The following is a 26,591-nucleotide window of genomic DNA, read 5'->3' as shown; positions in this document are numbered from 1 at the left end:
CCTGCGAGCTCGGGGGATATGTCTCTGTTGGATTTCTCGAATATTCGTGCGTCATGGAGCTTGAACGTCCGCTTGTTCAAGGGACACGTGCAGATATGGCTCGAAGCGCTGGGCAGAGGCGATCGCTTCACGATCCTCGAGGATTACCTGCTTCTTCGCCGCTCGAAACTCTTCGACGAGAAATGGTACCGGGGTGAGTATCCCGACGTCGCCGGCCGCTTTGTCGATCCGCTCCTTCACTATCTGATGAGCGGCGGGCAGGAAGGGCGTCAGCCAAACCCTGTCTTCAACAGCCGCTGGTACCTCGCACAAAATAGGGACGTGGCCGCGAGCGGTATGAACCCCCTCGTGCATTACGTGCGTCATGGTGCGTCCGAGCGGCGCGATCCGGGGCCCGGCTTTTCCGTGCGGAAATACCTCGCTCACTACCCCGATGTCGTCACGGGGGGCATGGAGCCGCTTCAGCACTACCTCCGCTTCGGGCGGGAGGAGGGGCGCGGCTCCGGCGCGGCGGGCGCGGGGGGAAAGTGGCAGGTGGCATCCAAGCCCAGAGCGCCGGATGATTCCGTCTGGGCCGAACATGCGCGGCGGCGGGCGGTGCGGACAGCAGGTGCCATTTCGGTCGATGTCGTCGTGCCCGTCTATCGCGGATGGCACGACACGCTTGCCTGCTTCCATTCGGTCCTCTCCAGCGCGAATGAGACACCCTTCGAAATTGTGGTCGTCGACGATGCCTCGCCAGAGCCGCACCTGTCGGAAAAGTTGCAGGAGCTTCATGCTCTCGGCCTCATCACGCTTTTGCGGAACGAGGCCAATCTCGGCTTTGTGCGGAGCTGCAACAAGGCGATGGCTCTGCACCCGGAGCGCGATATCGTTCTCCTGAACGCCGATACGGTCGTCTATGGCGATTGGCTGGACAGGCTTCTGGCGCATGGACGTGCCCCGCGCATTGCCACTGTCACACCGTTCTCCACCAATGCCACGATCTGCAGTTATCCGGTTGTGAACGGGGATAACCCGGAAAAGCTCGAGCTGGGCTACGCCGCGCTTGATCGCATTTTCGCGGGCGTGAACAAGAGGCAATCCGTTGACGTGCCGACGGGCGTTGGCTTCTGCATGTATATCGCGCGCGCCGTGCTGGACGAGATCGGGATGTTCGATGAAGCCTCGTTCGGGCGCGGCTATGGCGAGGAAAACGATCTCTGCCAGCGGGCCATTGCGGCGGGCTGGCGCAATCTTCTGGCCGGCGATGTTTTCGTGCGTCATACCGGCGGCGTCTCCTTTGCGGAGACCTCCGCAAAGGCGCGGGCCGAAGGGATGCGCGCCTTGACGCGCAAGCACCCCGCCTACACCGGGGATGTCCGCGCGTTCATCCGCCGCGATCCGGCCTCGCTGTTCCGCCGCCGTGCCGACGCGGCGCGCATTGCTGGGCGGCATCGCAGGAATGTGCTCTTCGTGTCGCATACATGGGGTGGCGGCATTGAAAGGCATATGCGCGACATCGGCGCAATCTGCGAAGAAGCGGGGATAGGTGTCGTCTATCTTCGTCCGTCGCGAACACATGGATTGGCGGGCGATGTTTCGGCGGGCACTCTCAACATCCCGAACCTGAGCAATCTGAAGCTCGGGCCGGATATCGACGAGGTCGTGGAGCTATTGGCTCTGGCGGGGATAACCCGCATTCACGTTCACAGCCTGGCGGGCTGGGATATGCGGCTTTTGCAGCTTCTGCCCCGCATTGCGGAACGCTTGAACATCCCGCTCGACTTCACCTTTCACGATTACATGTCCGTCTGCCCCCGGATCAACATGGTGGATCACACGGGGGTATTTTGCGGCGGCGCGGAACGTGAGAAATGCAATGCCTGCCTCAAGCGGAACGGAAATTCGTTTGGCGTCACCGATATTGACGATTGGCAGGCCGCATTCCGGCATTTTCTGAGCGGTGTGCGCCTGTGTCTCGCGCCCAGCACGGATGCTGCCAAACGCATGAAGAAGACCTTTCCGTTTCTCGATATTGCAATACGCCCGCATCCCGAGCCTGCGGCTTCAAAGCCCGTGGCCGTGCGCTGGCGGGAGGGCGAGCGCTTGCGCGTGGTCTTGCTGGGCGCGATCACGCAGCACAAGGGCTCGAAGATACTTGTGAAGGCGGCCGAATATGCAAAACGCAAAGGCCTGCCGGTGGATTTCGTCGTGGTGGGCTATACGGACCGTGATAACGATCTCCGCAAGAACCCCCATGTGCGGGTTACCGGCGTTTACAGCCCCGCCGATCTGAGCGATATCCTCGAGAAGGAAAAGGCGCATATCGCGCTCATTCCCTCCGTTTGGCCCGAAACCTACTGCTACACCTTGTCGGAGGCGTTGCTCGCGGGCTTTCCTGTCGCGGTTTTTCCTTTTGGCGCGCAGCACGAGCGTCTTGCGGGAGAGGGGGCCGGTCGCGGGATTTATCTGCCGGGGGAGGGGCTTGCAAACCCGGCTCTCGTGGTCGATTACCTTCTTGGTCAGCGGGGCGAGCTTGCAATGCTGGCGGACGGGGAGTTCGCTCAACCCGCGCGCGCATATGACTACCATTCTTACTACGGGTCTTGAGATGACGTCTGATTCTCCCTTCTTCATTCTTGGATGCGTGCGCTCCGGCACGACATTGCTGCGCGATGTGTTGCGAAGCAGCGAGCGCCTGGAGTGCCCTGAAGAGACGCACTACTACCGCTGGGGGCAACCCTTCGGCAGCAATGCCTATCGCACAGAAGTGACGAAGCGCCGCGTCCTCAAGCGGCACCGCCGGATGGACAAGGTGGACGAAGCGGTTTTCGATGAGATCGTCGCCACGGCTTCCTCCCGCCGGGACTTTCAGGACCGCTACATGGCGGCCTTTCTGGCAGGTGCCGGGAACGAAGAGGGCCGGTGGTTCGACAAGTCACCGCAGAATATCTACGGATTATCGCTTCTTGCTCATGACTATCCGGCAGCGCAGTTCGTGCACATCGTCCGAAACCCCTTGAACGTGGTGGCGAGCCTGATGGTGGGAAAGGTAATTGGCGCGCCGAGCGTTGTTGCCGCAGCGAACTATTGGCAGGAAGCGGTGGGAATATTCAACACCATGCGTCCCGCAATCAAGACCCGCTCCTATGAGCTGAAATATGAGACGTTCACCTCGGACCCGAAGATTGAATCCAAAAGACTGATGAAATTTCTGGGCGAGAATACGCGCTCGCTCACCTACAGCTTTTCGAAGATACACGCCGAGCAGGATCAATATCTGTCGGTTCTGTCGGATGAGGATATCGCTGTGATCCGCGATATATGCGGCAAATGGGCGGAACACTACGGCTATGATCTGACAGTGAAGGGAAAGCCTTAAGCGCTCACGCGGCGGGCGCCAGCGCGTCCCGTTCTTCAACTGCTCTCAGCAGGGCGCGGTTATGCTTGTGGTTCGAGCAGAAGGCCGTCACCTTCCCGATGATCGGACCACCACCCAGCGCGAGGTCGCCGACGAGATCGAGAATGCGGTGCCGGAGGAATTCGTCGGGCGTCTTCAAGCCGCCTTCGTTCAGTACACGGTCCTTGTACATCAGCAGTGCATTGCCGAGCGACGCGCCACGCACAAGCGGGATAAGGCGCAGCTTGCCGAGGATAAGGGCGGGCCAGATGACCGACAGAATGCCGTAGGTACGCGCGAAACAGATTTCCTCGCGAAAGCGCGCAGGCGACATATCCCCGGACCAGCGCTGCGTATTCCAGTAGGGAAGCTCCAGCGCATAGTCGACCGCGAAGGTCGGATGCGGTTCGATGGTAAGCGATATCCGCTCATCGGTAAGCGTGATGCTTTCGGTGATCCGCCGGAAATGCCTTGGTCTGTCCTGTTCCCTGATGCCTCCTTTCGCCAACGCCTCGACGATGGGCCTCGCGCTGCCGTCCATGATGGGCACTTCCTGCGAGTCCATCTCCACAATGGCGTTGTCGATCTCCAGCGCGAAGAGCGACGCCATCAGATGTTCGATGGTCTGAAATTTGGCGCCATTCTCCGCCTTCATCATTGTGCAGCGGGGAAAGTCGACGCAGTTGCGCCAGTCCGCCTGAAGTTCCGCGCTCTGTCCGCGTCCGCCCGCGCGGCGGAAGCGGATGCCGGTGTCCGCTGGTGCAGGATGGATGGTGACGTTCGTCTTCCGGCCGGTATGCAGGCCGACCCCGCTGAAGCGCGCTGCTTCCCTCAAGGTCGCCTGGTTTTCCCTGAAACCCTGTGGGGCCGCCATCTTCGCCATCCAGATATGCTTCGTCTCGAGAACAATATAGCCTATAGGAAATTCGTCGCGAGGTCTGCGGTCTCGGCGGCGCCCCATTCACGAAGCACAGAATTCCCGTCCCGCACCTATGCCCCTCATTTGCCGCCTTACAGAAGCCGTTGAGAGTGCATCGCGCCTGATTGCCGCGAAGGGGAGCCGGATTGCGGCACTTGATGCCTTTTACCGCGAACATACGGTTGCCGGGCCGCCTGCGAAGGCCGGTGTTCTCGATGCAGGTTTCGCAAAGCCCGGTTCCGGCCTCGTCTCGGTCGTCATCCTGACGCTGAATGGTGCGGACATGCTGGCATCGCTGTTCCGTTCCATCCGAACGCACAATACATGGCCGGATCTGGAATTTCTCGTGGTGGACCACGGCGGGGACGAAGAGACCCGACAGGTCCTTGCCGGGCTTTCATCCGAGTTCGCCATTCGCCATCTCGTTCCCGGCCGCAATTTCAGCTTCGCCTTTTCCTGCAACAGGGCCGCTCAGCTTGCACGCGGGGAAACGGTTCTGTTTCTGAACAACGATATCGAATTTACCGAAGATGCAGTCCCACCAATGGTCGCGGCGTGCGAAGCGACGGGTGGCCTCGTCGGATTGAAGCTGTGGCAGAAATCCCCGGAAGGCGTGGTTTCGGAAGAGCCGCAGATCGGCATCAGGCTTCGATGGAATTTGCAGCAGGGCTGGACCGTCCCTTATGAGACGAAGCCGGGCCCTGCGGATGCGTTGCGTGCTGCCCGTCCATCATCGATGCCTGTCGTAACGGCAGCCGTTCTCGCCTGCTCGCGTGAGCGCTTTCTTGCCCTTGGCGGGTTCCCCGAGGAATATCTCTACGCTTATGAGGACGTGGATTTCGGGTTGAAGGCAATGGTTGCGGGTATGCCGTCCATCTCGCTCAACAATTGTTCTGCGACCCATATCGTCGGTGCTACGCGCTTCAAGCGCGCGCGCCGGACGCGTCGCCGCCGCTGGCACCGCTACAATCTTTCCGTTTTCCGCGCGCGTTGCGGATATCTTTGCCGCCGCCATGCCTGGGCCGGGCTCTTTGGCGGCGAGGGCTTCGATTGGGGCAGGCGTCCCGCGGTCGCCATCGTTAAACCCGTGGGAGAAGAGGCGCCTTCGCTTGCTGAGCCTTCAGGTTTCGCTTTCGTGGACACAAAACGGCGTGGCCCGCTGGGAATAAATCTCTACGGCTACGATCTCGTCCTTTCCTGCGATCCTGCCTTTGACTTCTCATACGCGCGTCATTTGAGCCCCATGGCGGTGACGGTTGCTCTGGTGCGCCAGCCCGAGGGGTGGGGTGAAGCGGCCAACTATGACCTTCTGGTCGCAGAAAACGAAAGCATTGCCGCTGAAGTTGCAGAGCGCATTGGCAGACCGGTTGAACTGTTGCGCCCGGAAGGCGGAAAAGAAGGGCTGATGTCTGTGGTTGCCCGCTTTCTGCGGGACAAGCACAGGATCGCGATCGTGGGCGGAGAGGAAGAGGGGCGGCAGCTCCTTCTTGCGAGAGCGCTGAGGCACAGAGGCATGTCCGTCCGCTGTGTGGAGACGAAGGCTTATCCTTCACCCTCCGCCATGCGGGATGATTTTGTCATCTGGCTGAAACAAGGAGTGCGGCCTTCGCTGCCGCCCGATACCTGTCACATTGCAGCCTTCGATATCCCCGAAAGTGCTTCCTGGCGGGGTGATATCTATCTGGGCGACTGGAAAGACGGATTTGAGGGCTGGTTCGAATTGCTTATGCGGGAAATGGAAGGTTACCATTCAGAGAGAATGGCGGGGCCGGCTGACAAGCCGCTTGCACGAGACAGCCTTCGGGAGGATACGAAGGCCGAGGCATTCTGGAACGAATTTGCGGATCCGACCGAATGGCTCATCACGGTGTCGTAAGAGCGGAGCGGCGCTGACTTTCTTGAGGTGGGGCGATGGACGTTAGAATTGGTATGGCGACCGACCGTGACGAACTCGTCCGGTTTCTGCTTATGGCAGGCGAAGGTCTCTTTGAACATCTGTTTGAAGATGCTTACCCGGGACTCACAGCTATCGACGCGCTCGGCCTTGCCGTCGGCGATGAAGATAGCCCCTATCATTTCGAGAATGCCTATCTCGTCGAAGATGGTGGCGAGATCAGAGGCTGTCTGATCGCTTTCCCGGCTGAGCAAATCGGTCTGCCCGAAATCGCCTATAGCGTTTTGCCGCCCGAACGTCTCGATCCGGTTTTGCCGCTCTTCACCACCCATGTCCCGAACAGCTTCTATATCAATACGCTCGCCGTGAATGAGGGTGCCCGCGGACAAGGCGTCGGAGGGTTGCTTCTGGATTTCGCCGCAGAACTTGCACGCGGTGCCAATTACGAAAGTCTCACCCTCCATGCCTGGGGGGACAACACGACCGCTCTCAGCCTTTACACGGCCAAGGGCTTTGAATGCGTAGAACGCATCCCGATTCCGCCGTCGAACGCACTGAGGCATACGGAACCCATGTTGCTGCTGCAGACCCTGCTCACCTGATATGGGGTGGAAAAATCCCGAAGTCGTACTGGTTACCGGAGCGAGCGATGGCATAGGGGCCGCGCTGGCAAGGGGCTACGCGGCGCCGGGCATAACGCTCGGCCTGCTTGGACGCGACGAAGTACGGCTCAAGCAGGTGGAAGAGGAATGCCGTGCTCTGGGCGCTTCCACGGAAAAGCTTGTGGCGGATGTCACCGCGAAGGAAACGGAAGCCGTTATCCTCGGTTTCGATCGAAGGCACACCGTAGACCTCCTGATCGTCTGCGCCGGCGTCACTTCCGGTGTTTCGGAAGCGGATGGGCTCGAACCCTGGGATACCGCAGAGCAGGTGGCAGAGACCAACTTCATGGGCGCCCTCAGGAGTATCGGGCCGCTTGCCAACGTCATGGCATTGAGGGGTGAGGGGCAGATCGCCGGAATAGGCTCGCTTGCGGCGTTAACTCCCATGCCATCCTGTCCGGCCTATAGCGCCGCGAAGGCGGGATTTGAGACCTATCTTCTGTCTCTGAGGCGGCTTCTCGGCTCCCGGGGTGTCCGCGTCAACGTTATAAGTCTCGGTTATGTAGAAACCCGGATGAGTCAGCAATTGAGCGGGCGAAAGCCGTTTTTGACGACACCGGACGATATCGCAATGCGCATAAGGAGGGCCCTTCGCGGGAACCCGGCGCGCATGTCCTATCCCCTTGTTTTATCGGTGGGAATAAGGCTTCTGAATGTCTTGCCGGAGCGCCTCGCGCTCTTGATCCTGCCTGCCTTTGCTTTTACGATTTCTCGCAGAGGGGCTAAGGGGCGCCCAGCGGCGGCTGGCACCGGAAGAGGGGAAAAATGATTGCCGGTCTTGCCGGTTTTCTGATCGCTTTCGCGATCGTGTTGGTGCTTGAGCGTTTCATTCAGCCGCAACGCTCGAGAAGGCCGGTCTTTCATCGAGTGAGCATGCTCTCGGCTATGCCGATGATCGTGTTTTATCTCTCGGTATTCATGGCCACCTATCGGCCGGTTTTCGCCACCGTGTTTGGCATTATCTTTTTCCTCGGCATCGTCATCGTCAATAACGCCAAGTTTCGCGAGCTTCGCGAACCGTTGGTCTATTCTGATTTCGCATTGCTGAGGCAGGCGATCGCTCATCCGGCGCTTTACGTCACCTATATCGGCCCATTCAAGGTCGCTGCGGTAATTCTGGCAGGGGCCGCCGTAATATTCGGCTCGCTGATATATGAGCCCCCGGTAATCGACCGCGACACGCCCGCGGAATGGTTTTCCACGCTCGCTTATTTTTCCGTCGTTATCGGGCTGATTTACGCGATCACACGGGGGCCGCTGCGAAACGAATTTCGCGACATTCTTAAGCAATTCGGCGCTTCGACCGATGTCCGGGAAGACGTCGACAAGCTGAGCCTTGTCACCACGCTGATTTTCTACTTCCTCCTGGCCGGGGAGCAGGAAATTGCTGTCGCCAAGTCGCGCGAAAACGAGGAAGAGGACCGGGCCCGTCCCGTTGGACAGCGCCCCGGTCTGCCGAACGTCGTTGTCGTCCAGAGTGAATCGTTTTTCGATGCCCGGCGGATTTTGCAAAATGTGCCTCAGGGATTTATGCAGAACTTCAGCACGATGTGCCATGAGGCGAGATATCTCGGCCGTCTGCGGGTCCCTGCCTGGGGCGCGAACACTCTCCGCACCGAGTTTGCTTTCCTGTCGGGTATTCCCGACGAGGCGCTCGGCGTCGATCGTTTTAATCCATATCTGAAATATTGCGACAAGCCGGTATGGACAGTGGCAACCTATCTCCGCAGCATTGGTTACCGCACGATCTGTATTCACCCTTTTCACAAATCGTTTTTCCGGCGCGACAAGGTTTATCCTCACCTGGGATTCGACGAGTTCATAGATATCGACGACTTCAACGAGGGTGATCGGGTTGGGCCTTACGTGTCGGACAATGCCGTGGCCGACAAGATTGAAGCTCTTGTGAAAGACGAAACGGCGCCGATTTTCGTTTTTGCCATCACGATGGAAAACCACGGTCCCTGGAAAAAGCCTCGGATTGAAGTCCCGCCGGAGTTGAGGTCGGCACCGCCCGTCAAATCCAACGCCTTCGCGCAGTATCTGGCACATCTGCAGAATGCCGATCGGATGATAGGCCGAATACGGAATATGCTGCTTTCCTCCAGGCGGAAATCCATCTTCTGCTTCTATGGCGACCACCTTCCGAGCATGCCTAAATTGTTTACGTCAATCGGGTTTGACGATCCCAGGACCGACTATTTCGTTTGGCTGAGTGGCGGGCCGGTGGAGGGGCGCAGCGTAAACGCAAGTGCAGATGCCTTGAACCGTCTGCTTCTGGAGACTTTTTCAGCCGCCCAGACCAGGCCGGACGACGAGACCGTGAATGCGCCGCGAGCGGCGGGCATCGGTCAGATTAAGGACGCTCCATGAGCAGGAAATTCCTTTTTCTTCAGGGCAATAGCAGCCATTTCTTTCGGGCGCTCGGGGGAGCCTTGGCCGAAAGCGGCTACGGGGTCTCACGCATCAATATGTCCGGCGGCGACTGGTACTTCTGGGGAAACTGGAACGCTGTCGACTTCAAGGGGGCACCTGCCCGGCTGGGGGATTTTGTTCGCGACCATGTTGTTGCAAACAGCATCACCGATATCGTTCTCCACAATGATTGCCGTCCGGGGCACCGCAGTGCAATTGATGCGGTTCGCGATCTTGGATGCCGGATCTGGGTGTTTGAGGAAGGTTACATGCGGCCGCATTGGCTTACCCTCGAAGAGGGCGGCATCAACGGTCATTCGCCACTTATGAACAGCATGGCCGTGCACCTTGAAAGTGCCAACGACAATGCCGGAGAGGAATCGGATTTCGTAAGCCTGCCTTCAGGAATGAAGCGGCGGGTGATCTACGACTTCCAGTGGCAGATTTGGAACTATCTGCTTTTGCTTCGTTATCCACGGTTCCGCACGCACCGGCCATTTCCGATCTGGGCGGAATATGCGACTTGGCTCAAGCGGCTTGCCGTTTTGCCGTTTCGCAAACGGCAGGCCCGGAAAACGGTGAGTCAGCTCGTATCGCAAGGGCAGCGCTATTTCGTCTTTCCCATGCAACTCGACACAGATTCGCAGGTGAAAGTGCATTCCCCTTTTGCAGGGATGACGGAAGCGCTCGAAGAGGTAATAGGCAGTTTTGCCGCGTACGCGCAGAAGAATGACCGGCTTGTCGTGAAGGCGCACCCTCTCGACAATGGGTGGGTCAATTTCAGGCGCCGGACGCAGGCCATAGCCCAGCGGCACGGCGTTTTGGTTCGTGTCGATTTTATCGATGGCGGTGACCTCAATCTCCTGCTTCGCCATGCCCAGGGCGCGGTTATCCTCAACAGTACGGTGGGATTGACCGCACTCGAAGCCGGATGTCCCCTCATTTGCCTCGGCAAGGCCATCTTTGACCTGCCTGGCCTTACTTTTAAGGGGGAACTGAAAGCTTTCTGGCAGTCTCCCACGCGGCCCGACTCTGCGCATTTTTCCGCTTTTTTGCGCTATTTGAGGCGTGAAAGCCTGATAAATGGCGACTACTATACCGATCAGGGTATGGGGCTCGCTATCAGGAATGCGATTGCTCGTTTCGGTTTGCCGCGATGCGAAGGCGTTGCGGGTTCTCCGGTTGCCGGGTGTTCGGTGGTCGGCATGGAAGTCAGAACCGACGCATCATCTGTTCGCGAGAGCTCCGGGGCCCGTCGGCCGGATGGATGCCGAGAGGCGCGCCCGGGGGACGCACCCCGGCCATAGCCATAGATCTCGGGGGCGAGATCGCAATCCGGCGACGACAAGCCGGTTTACGAGTTTGGGATATGCGCTATGCCGATTTTGAGGCGAGCGTGGTGATGGGAGTATTGATCCGGTGAGTATTGAGGCGGCCGGCGATCGGAGGCTCTGGGAGCCGACGAATGAATTCTCCCGTCTCTATGCTGCGGGCAGGGAGGCGGATGCGGTCGATGTCGCTATTGCGGCGTTGCGTGAAGGCGCTTCTTTCGAGCCTCCTTTGGAAAGTATTTGGTGGCTCGCCGATCGGCTACGAGACCGGCATGAGTTCGCGCTCGGCCTCTCCTTGGTCGAATCAGCATTCGAGCGCGGTTTTCGCGGTTGGCGTATCTTCTATCTGCGGGCTCTTTTTCATGGGCTATCGCGGAATTTCTCCAAAGCCTTGAGCCTTTTGGATAGCGCGATCAGCCTGGCACCCGACGAAGCGGCCCGAGAGATGTCTCTGCTCAAGGCGCGGTTCCTCGCCGCGAGTGGCCAACCGCAAGACGCATTGCGCTGTTTCAAGGCCAACTTGAATTTTGGTGAAGACCCCGCCTCTCTCGTGGATATCGGTATTCGGATCGCTTGGCGCGCAGGGAATGCAGAAATCGCGGGCCGCTGGGTGCAGCGCGCCGCGCGCAGCTATGGTGCAAGCGTCCAACGGATACGCGAGTTTGCACAGCGTTGCTATGACCAGGGCCTCTGGGAGACGGCCAAAGAGGCCGCGAAGGAGGGGCTTGACGTCGAGCGCGGCAATCTTCCTCTCCAGCGCATCGTTTGCCGCTGTCTTTACAACGAGGGGAAATCTGTCGATGCGATTTCCTCGATCGAAAAGCTGCTGAAAGTCGATCCCGGTTGGATGGAAGGCCGGGAGATGCTGGGGCGGTGCCTGGTCACCGCCGGGCGAAAACAGGAAGCGGCGCAGGTTCTGGCAAATGTTGGGGAGGAGAAGCTGCCCGCCCTGATTGGAGAGCTTGGTCTATCGGCAAAAGATATCGCAGAAGCGCGACCGGGCAAAAAGGGGGCGAAGCGTCTCAAACGAAAGATTAAACAGAATCCGATGGAGGATGCCGAGCTCTTCTATCGTCTGAGCAATATTCCTCCCGAATTTACTCCGCGGTGGACATCTGAGCTGATACAGAAAAGCGGAAATACGCTCCACGCCGTTCGTGCTCTCGGACATTCAGTGCGAACGATCATCTTGCGCGAAACCATGGCGCGTTTCGGACGTCATGACCTCGGCTACCTCTGGGCGATTATAGAACCGCTAATTCATGTCACCGTTCTTTCTTTCATCTTCTACTACATCAGGATGAGAGATACGCTTGGAATGAATGTCGTTCTCTTTGTAGCCACAGGCATCATTCCTCTTTTCTTTTATCTGAAAACCTATAGCTCGATGATGAATGCGTTGAGGCAAAACCGGCCTTTGCTCAATCATGCATCAGTGCAGCCTATGGACATATTCCTGGCGCGCGCTGTACTCGAATTTTTCACACAGCTGCTTGTATTGATTGTTTTTGCAGCGGCTATTTACTTTGTTGTCGAGCAATATCGCTTTGGCAATATTTCTTCGGTTTTCGCCAATCTGTTCGGCTTGTGGATAGCCGGCATTGGCATGGGGCTTCTCGTAGGTTCGCTGGTGGTTCACCTCGAGTCACTGCCGAATATCATGACCGGCTTCAACAGGATCATTTACATCACCTCGGGTGTTTTCTTCACACTCGACATGATGCCGGCGAAAGTCGCTGAGTATGCGGCTTATAATCCGTTGCTGCATTTTGTCGACGGTGTGCGCGGTAATTTTAATCCGTTGATGGGAGGCAGCAGGGTCGATATCTCATATGGCTATATGTGGGCCATTGCGATATTCGCCTTGGGGCTCATCGCTGACCGGGCTTTGCGGCACAAGGTGCTGGAACGATGATCCATCTGGTTGGCATATCGAAGCATTACAACACCGATATCGGCTTCAAGCGGGTGCTGCGGGAGACCAATCTGACCATTCCGACGGGCAAGCGTGTCGGTGTGCTCGGACGCAACGGAGCAGGCAAGACCACTCTTCTGAATATGATTGCGGGTGTGGACCGGCCGAGCACAGGCATGATTATCCGCGAGGCGCGCATGTCCTGGCCGCTCGGCTACGCAGGGGGCTTTCATGGCGATCTGACGGCGCGCGAGAACATCGCCTTCGTTGCAAGGCTATATGGCGCCGACTATGACGAGATATTCGAGAAGACGGAAGATTTTGCCGAAATCGGTGCCTATGTCGATATGCCAGTTCGAACCTACAGCAGTGGTATGAAGTCTCGCCTGGCTTTTGGTTTGAGTCTGGCAATCGACTTCGAGTGTTATTTGATCGACGAGAGTATTGGCGCAGGGGACAGGTTCTTCAGGCAAAAATCGCGGCAGGTTTTCCTTGAACAATCGGAAGGGGCGGGGATGCTTCTGGTCTCGCATAACGAGACAACAGTCCGCGAATATTGCGAGATTGGTATGGTGCTGTATGAAGGCTTTCTCGTGCCTTTTGGCGATATTGACGAAGCAATTGATTTTTACACGCGAAAGTGCGCGCCATGAGTTACGAACCCTTTAAAAACCGCTTCGATTACCTCCTTCGAGAAGATGGTGCGCTGACAAAAGCGCGCAGGTTTGTTCGCGAGAAAGCACGCCCATTTATCGAGAACGAAGTTACTGAAGTAATGAAGCTCGGAATTTCCAAGCTTCTCTTCTTCGCCATCGTCGTCGTGCCGACCGTCCTTGCGTTGGTCTATTACGGGCTTTGGGCCTCCGACCGCTATGTCTCCCAGTCTTTGATGACGGTTCGCTCGAGCGAAGCGCAGATCGCGACGGCGTTCGGCGGGTTGCTGGGGTCTCTTGGTGCTAATCCCGGGGCGATCGACGGCTATGTAGTTCAGGAATATGTTCAGTCGCGTGAACTCGTCGCCAAGCTGCAGGATGACCTCGATCTGAGATCACTCTACTGGGTACCCGAAGCGGACATGTTGTCCCGCCTGCCCGCTGACGCGAGCATGGACGACCTCTACGATTATTATCTGGATCGCATCGAGGTCTATTTCGACTCGACCGCAAATGTGGTTCATCTCGAAGTTCAGGCCTACCGGCCGGAAGATGCGAAGAAGATTGCAGCTTCCATCGTTCGTCTGAGCGACGACATGGTCAATCGTATTTCGCAGGAATCACGGCAGGATGCGGTCAAGTTTGCCCGGGAAGAGGTTACTCTTGCCGAGGATCGGCTACGCGAAAATCGGTTGGTGCTTTACCGCTTCCGGGAAGAACACGGCGAACTCGATCCGGTGAGTGCGGCGGCCTCTATCGGTGGCATCGTTGCGAGCCTTGAGGCAGAACTCTCGCGCTACAAGACAGAGCTGGCGTCGCTTCGCAGCTATATGCGCGAGGATGCCCCTCAGATCGCCGGCGTAAAAGCCCGCATTGCTGCCATCGAACAACAGATGAGAGCGGAGCGTGGCAGGCTGACAAACACCGAGGAAACCCCTTCCCTCACTTACTCGGATCTTCTGGCCGAATACGAAAGATTGATGATCGAGGAAGAGTTCGCAAAATCCGCTTATACATCGGCCATCTCGGCACTTGAGATCGCCAGGGCGGATGCCAATCGAAAGCAAGCCTATCTTGTGGCTTTCGTCGAACCATCCTTGCCGGCAGATCCTTCCAAGCCCGAGCGGCTGTTGATTATCGTTTCGTTCCTTCTAGGGGGACTGCTTGCATACGGCCTTCTGATGTTGATCGGGGCTGCAATTAGGGAGCACGCGCGGATATGAAGAAGTTTTGGGGGGCAGTCGCGGCCATCATTCTAGTTGCGATGACCGGGCCGGCATTGGCGCAGAGCACCCAGCTGGATCGTAGCGTTCTACAGGATACCGGGAGCGATGCCGGTGCGATGTCTGAAGTCTTTGACGATCCCACAGGCGCAGAGCAACCGAAACCGATTGTGACTGCTCCAGCGGGTGGTGACATTTTGTTGCAGCAACAAAGCGGCATGCGCACAGATATTCCGCATTCCGTTCCGCCGCTGTCGGATGGGGATTTGCAGCCTTACGGCTCGCAAATATTCAAAAACTCGGCTCTCGTCGATCGCAGTGTGGGCGTGAACCCGGATTACGCGATCGCGCAAGGCGATCGTATCGCTGTGCGCATGTGGGGCGCGCGAACTTTCGACGGCGTTCTGGTTGTCGACATTCAGGGCAACATTTTCTTGCCTGAGATCGGCCCCATCAAGGTTGAGGGGATCAACAATTCCCGTCTCGCACAGAGGGTCCGGGCCGCCGTTGCTCAAGTCTATACCGACAATGTGAAGGTTTACACGAATCTGCTTGGTACGCAGCCGCTCGGGGTATTCGTGACGGGTGCCGTGCCTTTTCCGGGGCGATATCCGGGCGCCAAGGACGACAGCGTACTCTATTATCTTGCGCGCGCAGGCGGCATTGATTCGCGCAGTGGCAGCTATCGAGACATTCGGGTCGTACGCAATGGCCGTACACTCACGAGCATTGATCTCTACGATTTTCTTACCAAGGGCGTCATGCCGGATATTCGCTTTTCCGATAATGATGTCGTGGTAGTAGGCAACCAATTTCCGACCGTGGCGGTCAGTGGCGAAGTAAAAAACGCATATCTCTTTGAATTTCTACCGGCGGAGATCGGCGAAGTTTCCTTTATCCTGAAACTTGCTCAGCCAGAGCCGGTTGCCAGTCATGTGCTGATCCAGGGAATTCGCGATGGCAAGCGCTTCAATACCTATGTCCCGCTTTCCGAGGTGGATAATTACCATCTGGCAGATGGCGATGCATGGATTGTTGATGCCGATCGCGAGGCTGAAACCATTGTCGTGAAGGTCGAAGGAAACGATCTTGGGCCGTCGACCTTCGCGGTGCCACGGTCCACTCGCCTTGGTGCAGTCGCTCAGCTTATTGAGGTGGATCCCGACCTCGCTGATCTCAACTCGATCTATATCCGCCGGGAGTCCGTCGCAATTCGTCAGCGGCAGGCAATTGATCGTGCGCTCTACGAGCTTCAACGCTCCGTGCTGACAGGTAGCTCGATTACGGGAACAGAAGCCCAGATGCGTGTGCAGGAGGCTTCTCTTGTAGAACGCTTCGTGCAGCAAGTGCGCGCCGTTGAACCAGAGGGGAGGGTGGTTCTTTCGGGTAGCGACTGGAAGGAGATGATTCTCGAAAATGGCGACGAAGTCGTCATTCCAAAGAAGAGCGATGTGGTGGTGGTTTCTGGCGAAGTCAAACTGCCGCAGACGGTTGTCTGGCGGGATTCTTTGTCGCTGGGTGATTACATCGACGCGGCGGGTGGCGTCAGCAATCGCGGTGACTCCGGGCGCGTACTTGTCATGAGGAGCGACGGGTCCGTACAGGACGGGTCCGAATCCATTCGCAAGGGTGATCACATCATGGTGCTCCCAGCGCCCAATAATAAGACCTTCGCCGTATTCAGGGACTTCGTGGAGGTGATCTATCGCGTCGCGCTATCGACAGCGGTGGTTCTGAACGTCGACTAGGTTCACCGATGTTTGAGAGCATTCGCGACTACTCCGCCGCATTCCGATGCGGCGGGGAGTACGATAGAGCGCCCGCCCGGATCGTGGTCCTGGCCCAAAGGATTTCGCCTACACGCGATCTCTATCTGCGCAGAAGGCTGTCGGACGGCTTCTTGCCCGTCATCTATTGGACGCTGGGCGAGGCCTGTCCTGTGCCTCTTGAGGATGCATTCATTATCGTTGTGCGATACGTGGATAGCATTTCCATCGCTGAGATCGAGCGCGCCGGAACGAAGCTGAGCGGTGTCGCTTGGCTTCTCGATGACGACATTGCCGCGTCTGTTGGAGACAGAGATTTGCCCCTTCACTATCGGGCTGTCATGGCTCACTTCTGGCTGCGTTTTGCCCGCAGGCTTGCCCGTGTGACCAGCGAGATATGGGCCGCGTCGGATGTTCTGGCAGACCGTCTGGCGCAATCCGGGCCTACGCATCGAATAGATCCTCTGCCTGAACCATTCGCCTTACCGCGCGAGCGGGAAGAAGCGGATCAAGGGTGGGTGAGGGTTTTCTATCATGGGCAAAAGACGCATCGCACCGAGAGGCGCTGGTTGCGTCAGATCGTGGGGCCTATCCATGATCGCTATCCAAACGTATGTTTCGAAATCGTCGGGGATAGTGCGGTCAGGTCGCTCTACAAGGGACTTGAACGCGTTGCTGTGAGGCCCGCTTTTGCTTGGCCTGACTATCTTGAGCGGAGTCGCACCGCCCGTTTCGATATCGGGCTGGCACCACTATTGGCCACCCCCTTCAACAGGGCGCGATCATGGGTAAAGTATCTGGATATCGCACGCTTCGGCGCCACAGGTATCTACGCGGATGGACAGCCTTACGATTGCGTGGTCCGCGATGGAGAGAATGGCTTACTTCGTGCCGCGCAAGATCCGGCAGCATGGATTGAAGCACTGGCGACATTGGTGGAAGACCTGCCCCTTCGTCGGCAGTTGACTTCCGGGGTCGATTGGCCCGCTAGTATCTCGACACCGCCTGCGCTTCTGTCTCTTTTTGCCAAAGATTCGAAAGACTGAAATGGAAACGTTGTGTGCTAAGCTTGCGTCTTGCTGCCGCTGGGAAATGAGGGGTTCGAAGATGAAATTGTCCGGACGAAACATGACAGTGAAGCCGGTTCTTTTGGCTTGGCTTTGTGTTGTTCTCGCTGGCTGCGCGACAATGGACAATACGGGGTCTGCCTCCATGCCAGTCCAGGATGCAGCTATTGTGCCCGCTGCCCCAGGCGATCCCGTGGCGGCATATGCCACTGGTGTCTCTCACGGTGCGACCGGTGTTGTAAGAATGGCGTCGGGTTCTCAAGCGCGGGTACATGTTGGCGCAGAGTATATTTCCGCTGCGGGTGACCGTTGCAAGCGCGTCATCCTGACCGATACAACTCTTCGCAAGACACAGGTAAGTGCCGTGTGCCTTACCAGCAATGGCTGGAACACAGTCGTCGGCCTATAAGGCACAACGAGGCCTCTAGTCCGTCGCTATATTCGCCTGGCCGTTGGTGAGGAGACGTAACTGAGTGGCTGTTTCATTTATGGTGAAACGGATTTGCTCTTCGCTGTGCGCGCTTGAGATGAAGAAGCGCAACCGCGCCACACGTTCTTCTACAGCGGGATAAATGATTGGTGGCGCATTGATGCCGGCTTCGAAAAGCGCCTTAGAGAGCCGCGCAGCAAGCAAGGAGCTTCCCGTGATAATAGGGAGAACCGGTGAGCCGATTGCATATCCGGTATTAAGTCCGGCTGCCCGAGCGAGGTCAAGCATCAGCTTTCCGTTGGCCTGAAGTTTCCTTACGCGTTCAGGTTCTTCCTCCATGATTCTAATTGCTTCGAGTGACGCCGCCGCGATAGGGGGCGGCATGCCGACCGAATAGAGGAAGCCGGAAGCGGAATGCTTGAGCAGCGTTATCAGCGCTTCCGAGCCTGCAATATAGCCGCCACAGCCAGCCAGTGTTTTTGAGAGTGTCCCCATCCAGATGTCGACTTCAGATGGGTCAATGCCGAAATGTTCGGAAATTCCGTATCCGCGTGCCCCCAAAGCACCAAGAGAATGCGCTTCGTCAATCATGATGAGCGCCTTGTGCTTGCGCGCAACTTCGATGAAGTCGGGTAGAGGGGGCATATCCCCATCCATCGAATAAATGCCTTCGATGCAGATAAGAACTTTCTCGAACTTGCGGCGGGAGCGTGTCAGCAGCTCGTCAAGTCCCTTCACATCATTATGATCGAAGGGCTGTCGCGTGGCGCCGGAGAGAAGCGCCCCCTGCAGCATGGAATTATGAATCAATCTGTCGTGCAGGATGAGATCGCGTTTGCCGAGAAGCGTTCCGATGGTCGATACGTTTGTTGCATGGCCGGAAACGAATGTGATCGCTGCAGGTGTGCCATGAATTTTGGCAATCAGTGACTCGAGCTCCCGGTGCGGCGGTCTTTCACCGGATACAAGGCGACTGGCCGAGGCCGAAGTGCCGTATTTGAGCATCGCCTGGTGAGCGGCGTTGTTTACCCGCGGGTGGCCATTCAGATCGAGATAGTTGTAGGTCCCAAAATTGACGTATTCCTTGCCGCCGATGAAGGCTGTATCGCGCGCCAGTTTGTCATGTTCAAGGAAGTAGGGGCTTTCAAGATCAACCTTCTTCGCGAGTTCGCGTTGCAGGGTGAGCGCTTGATAGTCGGCAAACTTATCGATGCGGTAGTGGGATTCGGGAACACTTCCAGAAGGTTGAACGGACGCTCCCTTTGCTTGCCCGTCAGCGCTGCCGTGCTTCTTCAGGATACGGCGGAGCGCCTCCTCCTTCGACTCCTTGGACAGCCTGGGCTTCTCTGGTTTTTCAGGGTGCGTCACGTGCCAAATTGCATTTTGTCAGAGGAACTGCCGCCAGTGTCTTCTGTGCGGTTCAGATTTTCAATGTCGTCATCGTTGACGTGTCTGGAAATAATTGCCTGAACTCCGTTAGGCAAGAGTTCTTCTTCGACGTCACCGCCGCGAACCTGCCGGACAACCTGTTCGGCGAGCCGATTGATAGTGCCGCCGTCGGAAAGTGCCATAACAGGCACGTCTATCTGGAAGCGATCTTCCATGCTCAGCTTCAATTCGAGTGCCATCAGTGAGTCCATACCAAGATCGAACACAGGTTTATTTCTGTCGATCTTTTCCGGAGCAAGCCGAAGGACCTGCCCCACCTCCTCAGAGAGAATAACCGCGACGAACTCCAGAGCTTCTGCGGGTGACATGTGCTGTATGCGGGCGAGAGCGTCCTCGCCATCTACCGCTTCTTCTCTCCCGGCTTTTGTCGTCACCTCACCATAAATCCGCGATTGAAGTGTGGGGAGGCCGGAGCGCAGTCGCTGCCAATTGATATCACCGGCATAAAGATTCGTCTGCCCGCCAGAAAGGAGCTCCTCGAGGAATGCCATGGCGCCGTCTGTAGTCAGCGGATCGGCACCGAGTTTCGCTGCGAGTTGATCGCGGATTGCCTCATTCCGAGCAAGATAGCCGGCATCACCAATAGCTCCCCAGCCGATGGCTTGTGCAGGTAGATTCTGGGCGCGCCGGTGCTGCGCCAGCGCTTCAAGGAAGCTGTTGGCTGCAACGTAGTTCGCCTGTCCCGGATTGCCGAATGCGGTCGTAATTGAAGAATAGAAGACGAAGAAATCGATTTCCCGTCCGAGACTCGCATTGTGAAGCGTAAGTCCGCCCAGAATCTTCGGTTCAATGACCCGCTGGTACTGGTTCGAACTCAGAGATTCGAGTGTTGCATCGTCGAACACGGCGGCGGCGTGAATAATTCCTCGTACGGGCACCCCCGCGCTTTCTGCTTCATCGAAAAGCGCTGTAACGGAATCAATGTTTGTAACGTCGCAGGCGCGCGCAATGACTTTAACGCCGAGAGCTTCGAGTTCGGCGACAGCCAGCTTGGCTTCGGGGCTCGAAGGACCGGAGCGGCCCGCGAGCACCAGGCCACCGGCACCCTTGGCCGCGAACCAGCGTGCGGTAGCGAGACCAAAGCCGGACAAGCCGCCGGAAACAAAGACCGAGGCATCGGGACGAACCGTGAAATCGGGATGCTGGCGGCGTAAGGATGGAACCGGCGCAAGTGGAGGACGTACGATGATTTTGCCTGTATGCCCCGATTTCTGCATCAGCCGGAACGCATCCGAAATGCGCGCTGCGTCAAAGGCGCGATAGGGAAGTGGGGTATAGATGCCATCCTCGAAACGTTTGATGAGATCTGCGAAAAGATCCTGTGCGAGCTCCGGACGTTCGACCATCAATTGGTCGGCATCGATACCAAAATAGGTGAGATTGTTGCGAAAGAACTTCAGGCCAATGCGATTGTTTTCGTAGAAGTCGCGTTTGCCCAGTTCAAGGAACCGCCCGAACGGACGCAACAAGCCGAGATTGCGATAGATTGCTTCCCCTGCAAGCGAATTGAGTACGACATCCACGCCTTCGCCATTCGTGACATGCATGATGTCATCTGCGAAGTGTAGTGAACGCGAATCGAAAATTCGGTCGGCAGGGATGCCGAGTTTCATGACAAGTTGGCGCTTCTCCGTGGTGCCGACAGTAACGAAGATTTCGGCACCGAGGTGTTGCGCAACTTGTATGGCAGCAAGACCTACGCCGCCTGCCGCGCCGTGAATCAGAACGCGTTCGCCTTTGCGTGTCCGCGCCAGATATTCGAGCGCGTATTGCACAGTGAAAAAGGCCGTGGGGATCGTCGCAGCTTCCTCAAAGCCGATTTGACGAGGTTTGTGAACGGCTGCTTTTGCAGGCGTAACGATATGGCTGTCGAAACAGTGGGGCGCAAAACAGATGACCTCGTCACCTGTCTGAAAGCCTTTTACATCCTTGCCAGTTGCGACGACGATGCCCGCCGCTTCCATGCCCAGACTCGCACCTGCAAATCCGGCTTCGAGAGCTTCTTCTGGAAGTACGCCAAGCGCATACATCACATCGCGGAAGTTGAGCCCAGCGGCTCTCGGCGCAACGACAATATCGTCAGGTCCTGGAACAGGAATGGACACCGACGTCCACGCCAGCGAACCAAGACGACCAGATGTAAAGCATAGCTTTTGCGCACCGCCTTCTTCGTTATACTGTGCGTCCGCCACACGCAAACGAGGCGCAAAAATACCGTCGCTTCCGATAACGATTTCCGGTTCAGCCTCAATCTCGAGAAGGGAAGCGGCGAGCCTGGAAGCTAGCTTTATTCTTTCATGTGGTGCTCCAAGCATGTCTATCATGCGCGTGCGAGATTTCGGGACTTCGTTCGCGATCACGCGGCCGATACCCCAAAGTGGTGCCTGCACGAGGTTCACTTGACCGGTTGAACGGAAGCTGGATGCATTCATCGTGACGATGTGGAGACGAGGCATCGGGTCGAACGCCATTTTCGACATTGCCCGTGCAGCAAGAAGTGTGCTCCAGCCTGGCCGCGCATCGGAGGAAATGCTTCCGATCAATACGACACCCTTCAGATCGATGCCGGTCGCAGAGATCGCTTCGTAGGTTTCTGTCCACTGATCCTCGACATCCGGGTCGAGCATAAGGGCCGCCTCGCCACCGGACCCGTCGTGAGTTCGAGCGTGGGCTTCGATGGCAATTGCGCCCGAATTCTGTAGGGCCTCACATACCATCTGGGCGCAAGCAGCATCTTCCGATGCCGGATCGAAAACCACAAGCCAGCCAGTTCCGACTGCGTCCATCGCCGAGCGAGGGGAGGCCTGCCGCATTTCACGCGGTTGAGGGGCGTCGGCAACGATGACACTGCCGCATCCGGCCTGCGTTGTTTGTATGTTCAAAAACCCGTCGTCGGCAAGTAGTGTCGAAAGAGCCCCCGGTGGAAGCGCCTTCACATGGTCGCCGTTCGCCTCGTATCCGTGTAGAGCGAAGTCGACCCAACGCGCGGGAACAGGCTCGGAAATTAGCAGAAGGCCGCCGGGTACGAGCACATCGCGAACATTTGCGCGCAGCATGGTCGTGATACCGCTCGAAGCAGCGGGCAGGGGGCAGATCACCACATCGAAGCAGCCGAGTTTCTTTTGGTCGGCTTCTGATAGAAGACCTGCGAAATCCATATGAAGGAACCGCACATCGCCATTCTCGATTTCCATGCCGAGGCTTTCGACTCGCTCGGCATCTTCAGAAACGATCGTGTAGTCGACGGTCCCCTTTGCGCCGATGGAATTGATTTCGCGGACGATAGAATTCGCAGTACCGATTTCGAGAATACGGATTCTTCGGTTCGAAGGCCATGACGCCGCAATAGCCGTCAGCGCATCCTTCAGCAAGGCGCGGGCGGGGGCAAGGCTCGGCGAACTGTCCAGCAGGTGATCCCGAAGCTCGATATTGAGCTCCTCACCTGGGCGGAGGAAGCTGCGTTGCATCAGTGTGTTGAGTTCGGCGAGATAGGCGGGGTATCGGGCGAAGGCATCTCGCCACATATCACTGCCGACCTTGCCCGCGCCATTTTGCGTCACACAGTCAGTAGTGGGGGCGTGAAAGAGATCTTCCGCGATCGCGTCGAGGTCGGGTCCGGCGTGTCCGCCTGTGGCCGAGTTGCGCTCTTTGAAATCAAGTGCCTGTGCGATTTCCAGCGCATCGGGGGTCTCGCATTCCGGTGTTACGTGATCCAGCGGCAACAGTTCGAAGCGGAACCGGCGTGCGCCTGTACCAGCGCCTTGCTTGAGATCAGCCCGAAGAAAGCGGAAGCCTGTTGCCTCTGCAACGCAATTCCCCCGATCGTCAAACAGGGTGAAATCAGCGACCAGTGATTTCTCTGTCTTCACTCGAAGGTGCGTGTCGCAACGAACGATTGCCGTATGAGGTTGAAATACTTTTATGCGGCCAACTTGATAAGGCAGGTAAGCGTTCGTCTCTCTGACGCCCTGCGCGAATAAAATCGAAAACAGACTCTGAAGGCAGCCGTCGAGAACGGAGGGATGAAGAACAAAGGAAGCACCGGCTTCTGTCTCTGGCGAGCGGAGAATGACCACCGCGTCGTTGTCGGAAACCTTGATAGAGTCCACCGTCTGAAAGGCTGGCCCATAATCAAGACCGAGCCCCGCCGCGATTTGGTAATGAGTTTCGCGGTCAACCTCCGTCATCTCGCCGGTTATTTCCCGTGGTTGAGGTGCGTCAGCCGCCTCGAAAACAGTCGGCGCGATTCTGCCGACGGCGTTCACTGACCAACGGTCGTCGCTCATCCGCTTGCGTGTTTCGATGCGGAAAGCCTTGTCGTCCTCATCATGGACAAAGCGAATGTTTATTACCTGCCCGCGGGTGAAGACAATTGGTCTGCGGATTTCCAGCATCTCCACTTCACGGCCTTCGCCATTATAGAGTGCTGTTGCGGCCTCGAGCGCCAGTTCCACATAACCCGCTGCGGGAAAGACCACGGATCCGCCAACATTGTGATCCGCGAGAAAGGGAAAAAGTTCGGCGTCGACCTGATTTTCCCAGGTTGCGTGCCCTTGCTGCGCGCGCGCGCCGAGAAAAACTCCCTCACGGTGCTGAAAAGTCGGTCCCTCGGCTTCCGGCGTTGCGTGAAGCCAGTGGTCTTCATGCTGCCATGGATAGGAAGGTAGTGGGACGCAACGGCCTTTCTCGGGAAAGAAACGTGCAAGGTCGATTGACGCACCGGCGCAAAACGCTACGTCGCGTACGCGCTTCAGAGCCGACAAGCCATCTCCGGTCTTCATGAAGGAGGGAATGGGTACACTCTCGCGTCCAGCCTCACGAAGAATTTGGCGTAGATATGGCTGCAGAATTGCGTGCGGACCGATTTCTATCAGCACATCGATGCCATCCTCGATCATCGCAAGGATAGAATCCTGGAACTGGACAGGCTTGCGCACATTGTCCCACCAGTAGGAAGCTCCGAGCTCCCCGCCCGATGTTTTCCGTCCTTTTACCGTCGAGTAAAAAGGGGTGTGCGTTGATGTGCAGTCGATCTTTCCGACCACGTCCAGAAAATAGGCACGCACCGGATCAAGCACATGGCTATGAAAAGCGTAATCGAGATCGAGTACCCGATAGAATGTTTTCTGTTCGTCCATGCGAACGCCAAGCGCAACCAGCGCTTCCTCGTCGCCAGCGAGTGTCACGGAACTCGGACTGTTGATCGCCGCAAGCTCTATCTTTCCGCCCGACGCTTCCGCAATTTCTCGAGCCTGCTCTGGCGAAAGGCCTGCCGCAGCCATGCGCCCGTGACCACGTGTTTTTCCTTGCGCGTCGGACCTTGCAAGAATGAGGCGGACGGCCTGTTCGAGCCCGATGGCCCCGGATACATAAGCGGCGGCCACCTCTCCCACGCTGTGACCGGAAACGGCATCGGGTTTCAGTCCAAGTTCCGCAAGGCAGGAAACAAGCGCAAGCTGAATGGCGAGCAGCGCAGGCTGGGCAAGCTCTGTACGCTGTAGCTGTTCTGAAGCATCTTCCGCGTGGAGGACTTCGACAAGAGACCATCCCGCAATTGCGTCAATCAGCGAGTCAACCTCATCGACCCGCATACGGAATGTATTGCTCTCGGCATAGGCCCTCCGGCCCATGCCAGCCCATTGCGCGCCATTGCCATTGAAAACGAAGCCGACCTTGCCTGTGCGGGAAAATGCCTCTCCGGAAACAGCAGGGCTTTCGTCACCTGCTGCATAAGCATGAAGGGCTTCCGCTATCTCGATCCGGCTACCGCCTTCGACGATCAGCCGGTTCTTGAGGCGCGCGCGCCGGAAGGCGGACGTATAGGCGATGTTATAAAACTCGCTGTCGGCCGACTGCTGTAGCAGATGAGCATATTGCTGCGCCATTTGCTGTAAGGCGGCGGAAGACTTGGCAGAGAGGAGAAGCGGTGGGACGGTATCGCCATGCGCTGTCTCGCGCGCTTCTTCCATGTGTTCGCGCAGGATCACAGTTGCATTGGCACCGCCAAATCCGAACGAATTGAGCCCGGCATATATTGGCCTCCCCGAGACATGCAGCGGCATCAACTGCTGCACGGGACTGATGTTGAGCCCTTCGAAGTCGATGTCGGGATTGAGTTCTTCGGCGTGCAGTGTTTTCGGTACGGCGCGGTTGCGAATTGCAAGCACGGCTTTGAAAAGGCCGGCCATACCGGACGCGGGCTCCAGATGGCCGATATTGGATTTGGCTGAACCTATCGGAAGAGGCCCGCGTTCCGGGGGCCTCTTTTGGGCAATGGCGTGCCCAATAGTTTTGCTCTCGGCCGGATCGCCCACGGCGGTTCCCGTGCCATGTGCTTCGAAGAAGTCTATATCAGCAGGACCTATGTCGAATTTCGCGAGCGTTTGCTCAATGAGCGCGCTCTGCGTTTCATGGGAGGGAAGGGCGATGCCGTTTGTGCGCCCGTCGGCGTTGGAGCCTGCCCCGGCAATCACAGCATGAATCGGGTCGCCGTCTCGCAAAGCAGCCGCTAGAGGCTTGATGACGACCACGCCACCGCCTTCGCCACGAACATAGCCACCTGGATTGGCACCAAAGGCCCGACAGAGGCCGTACTCGGAAAGCATTGTCGCCTTCGAAAAGCCCACATAGGGAAAGGGGCTGACAAGAAGGCTGATGCCGCCGACCACTGCCATTTCGGAACGCCCCGCCCACAACGCATTGAGCGCTTCGTTGAGTGCGACAAGCGAAGAAGAACAGGCCGTGTCGATGGCCATGCTCGGGCCGCGCAGATCGAATTGATAGGAAACCCTGTTGGCCGCGATCGAGAGTGTCGTGCCAAGCATCATGTATGCATTCGCGCCGTCGGAATCGCCTTGTTGTATGGAGCCGTACTCCGTAGACGAAATTCCTACATAAACCGCGCAGTTTTTGCCTTCGTATTGTTCGGGGATCTGCCCGCCGGATTCCAGCGCTTCCCATGCCAGTTCGAGAAGCATTCGCTGATGCGGATCCATCGCATCGGCTTCACGGGGGGAGATGCCGAAAAAGGCCGCATCGAATCCACGAATATTTCCGATTGTGCCCGCCGCGAAAGTATAGGCGCGACCGCTGGCTTTCTTGTTTGGGTGCTTGAAACGGGAATGATCCCAACGGTCTGCTGGAATTTCGCTTACGGCATTGCCGCCGGAAGCGAGCAAATCCCAATAGGCTTGCGGAGAATTGCATCCTCCGGGAAACCGGCAGGACATGCCGACAATGGCTATGTCAGTGGCACGTACTTTCGCCACACTCTTCGCTACCCCCATCGGACTAACAACCTTGCTTGATGGCGGGCTAGCCGCGCCGGCCAAGCCTGCCCCCCTCGTAATCAAAATCCGGCTGTCCCCACCCCTAGAGACAGTCGTAAAACCCTACTCTAAGCATCGGGGGGATTGCCAGCATTGATCTGCTATCTCCCTCATATTAACCGGATTTTCGGTTTGAGAAGGCGATGGAAAAAGCGGA

Annotated in this window: 15 protein-coding genes; 12 read left to right on the top strand and 3 right to left on the bottom strand. The window is 57.4% G+C overall.

Features of this window, described 5'->3' with window-relative positions:
* The first annotated feature begins 18 nt into the window (after nucleotides 1–18).
* Together ABJO61_RS06620 and ABJO61_RS06615 are read left to right on the top strand one after the other, a co-directional pair.
* A complete protein-coding gene (locus ABJO61_RS06620) occupies nucleotides 19–2,592 on the top strand; it encodes a glycosyltransferase (protein WP_348324255.1) in 2,574 nt (857 codons plus the stop codon).
* A gap of 1 nt (nucleotide 2,593) precedes the next feature.
* Nucleotides 2,594–3,364, top strand: a complete 771-nt coding sequence (locus ABJO61_RS06615; RefSeq protein WP_348324256.1) for a sulfotransferase — start codon at nucleotides 2,594–2,596, stop codon at nucleotides 3,362–3,364.
* Nucleotides 3,365–3,368: 4 nt separating this feature from the next.
* On the opposite strand, the gene lpxC is transcribed toward ABJO61_RS06615, so the two are convergent.
* Nucleotides 3,369–4,256, bottom strand: a complete 888-nt coding sequence (lpxC, locus tag ABJO61_RS06610; protein ID WP_348324258.1) for a UDP-3-O-acyl-N-acetylglucosamine deacetylase — start codon at nucleotides 4,254–4,256, stop codon at nucleotides 3,369–3,371.
* Nucleotides 4,257–4,374: 118 nt separating this feature from the next.
* Between lpxC and ABJO61_RS06605 the strand changes: the two genes are divergently transcribed.
* The 10 genes from ABJO61_RS06605 (at nucleotide 4,375) to ABJO61_RS06560 (ending at nucleotide 17,206) form a co-directional block, all read left to right on the top strand.
* Nucleotides 4,375–6,177: a glycosyltransferase gene (locus tag ABJO61_RS06605; RefSeq protein ID WP_348324260.1), complete on the top strand. Its 1,803-nt coding sequence runs from the start codon at nucleotides 4,375–4,377 to the stop codon at nucleotides 6,175–6,177.
* Nucleotides 6,178–6,212: 35 nt separating this feature from the next.
* Nucleotides 6,213–6,797 carry a GNAT family N-acetyltransferase gene (locus ABJO61_RS06600; RefSeq protein ID WP_348324262.1) on the top strand — a complete coding sequence of 195 codons (585 nt, stop codon included), beginning with the start codon at nucleotides 6,213–6,215 and terminating at the stop codon, nucleotides 6,795–6,797.
* A 1-nt stretch (nucleotide 6,798) separates the two neighbouring features.
* Nucleotides 6,799–7,626, top strand: a complete 828-nt coding sequence (locus tag ABJO61_RS06595; RefSeq protein ID WP_348324264.1) for an SDR family NAD(P)-dependent oxidoreductase — start codon at nucleotides 6,799–6,801, stop codon at nucleotides 7,624–7,626.
* On the top strand, nucleotides 7,623–9,230 hold the full coding sequence (locus tag ABJO61_RS06590) for an LTA synthase family protein (RefSeq protein ID WP_348324266.1): 1,608 nt from the start codon (nucleotides 7,623–7,625) through the stop codon (nucleotides 9,228–9,230). Before ABJO61_RS06595 ends, ABJO61_RS06590 begins: the two co-directional genes overlap by 4 nt.
* Nucleotides 9,227–10,579 (top strand): capsular biosynthesis protein, encoded by a 1,353-nt coding sequence (locus ABJO61_RS06585; RefSeq protein WP_348324268.1) that lies wholly within the window; start codon nucleotides 9,227–9,229, stop codon nucleotides 10,577–10,579. The genes ABJO61_RS06590 and ABJO61_RS06585 overlap by 4 nt, the downstream gene beginning before the upstream one ends.
* Before the next feature lie 112 nt (nucleotides 10,580–10,691).
* Nucleotides 10,692–12,518, top strand: coding sequence for an ABC transporter permease (locus tag ABJO61_RS06580; protein ID WP_348324270.1), 1,827 nt, complete (start codon nucleotides 10,692–10,694; stop codon nucleotides 12,516–12,518).
* Nucleotides 12,515–13,171, top strand: coding sequence for an ABC transporter ATP-binding protein (locus ABJO61_RS06575; protein WP_348324272.1), 657 nt, complete (start codon nucleotides 12,515–12,517; stop codon nucleotides 13,169–13,171). The genes ABJO61_RS06580 and ABJO61_RS06575 overlap by 4 nt, the downstream gene beginning before the upstream one ends.
* Nucleotides 13,168–14,394 carry a hypothetical protein gene (locus tag ABJO61_RS06570; RefSeq protein ID WP_348324274.1) on the top strand — a complete coding sequence of 409 codons (1,227 nt, stop codon included), beginning with the start codon at nucleotides 13,168–13,170 and terminating at the stop codon, nucleotides 14,392–14,394. Before ABJO61_RS06575 ends, ABJO61_RS06570 begins: the two co-directional genes overlap by 4 nt.
* Nucleotides 14,391–16,142 (top strand): polysaccharide biosynthesis/export family protein, encoded by a 1,752-nt coding sequence (locus ABJO61_RS06565; protein WP_348324276.1) that lies wholly within the window; start codon nucleotides 14,391–14,393, stop codon nucleotides 16,140–16,142. The genes ABJO61_RS06570 and ABJO61_RS06565 overlap by 4 nt, the downstream gene beginning before the upstream one ends.
* A 152-nt stretch (nucleotides 16,143–16,294) precedes the next feature.
* Nucleotides 16,295–17,206, top strand: coding sequence for a hypothetical protein (locus ABJO61_RS06560; protein ID WP_348324278.1), 912 nt, complete (start codon nucleotides 16,295–16,297; stop codon nucleotides 17,204–17,206).
* 445 nt (nucleotides 17,207–17,651) lie between these two features.
* On the opposite strand, the gene ABJO61_RS06555 is transcribed toward ABJO61_RS06560, so the two are convergent.
* Both ABJO61_RS06555 and ABJO61_RS06550 read right to left on the bottom strand, forming a co-directional pair.
* Nucleotides 17,652–19,025, bottom strand: a complete 1,374-nt coding sequence (locus tag ABJO61_RS06555; protein ID WP_348324280.1) for an aminotransferase class I/II-fold pyridoxal phosphate-dependent enzyme — start codon at nucleotides 19,023–19,025, stop codon at nucleotides 17,652–17,654.
* Nucleotides 19,022–26,374 (bottom strand): SDR family NAD(P)-dependent oxidoreductase, encoded by a 7,353-nt coding sequence (locus tag ABJO61_RS06550; RefSeq protein WP_348324282.1) that lies wholly within the window; start codon nucleotides 26,372–26,374, stop codon nucleotides 19,022–19,024. Before ABJO61_RS06550 ends, ABJO61_RS06555 begins: the two co-directional genes overlap by 4 nt.
* Between the last annotated feature and the right edge of the window lie 217 nt (nucleotides 26,375–26,591).

Origin of the sequence: Parvibaculum sp. (genome assembly GCF_039973015.1) — a bacterium.
Lineage (GTDB): Bacteria > Pseudomonadota > Alphaproteobacteria > Parvibaculales > Parvibaculaceae > Parvibaculum.
The sequence above is the reverse complement of the archived record's forward strand: the minus strand, read 5'-3'. Positions and strand labels throughout refer to the sequence as shown.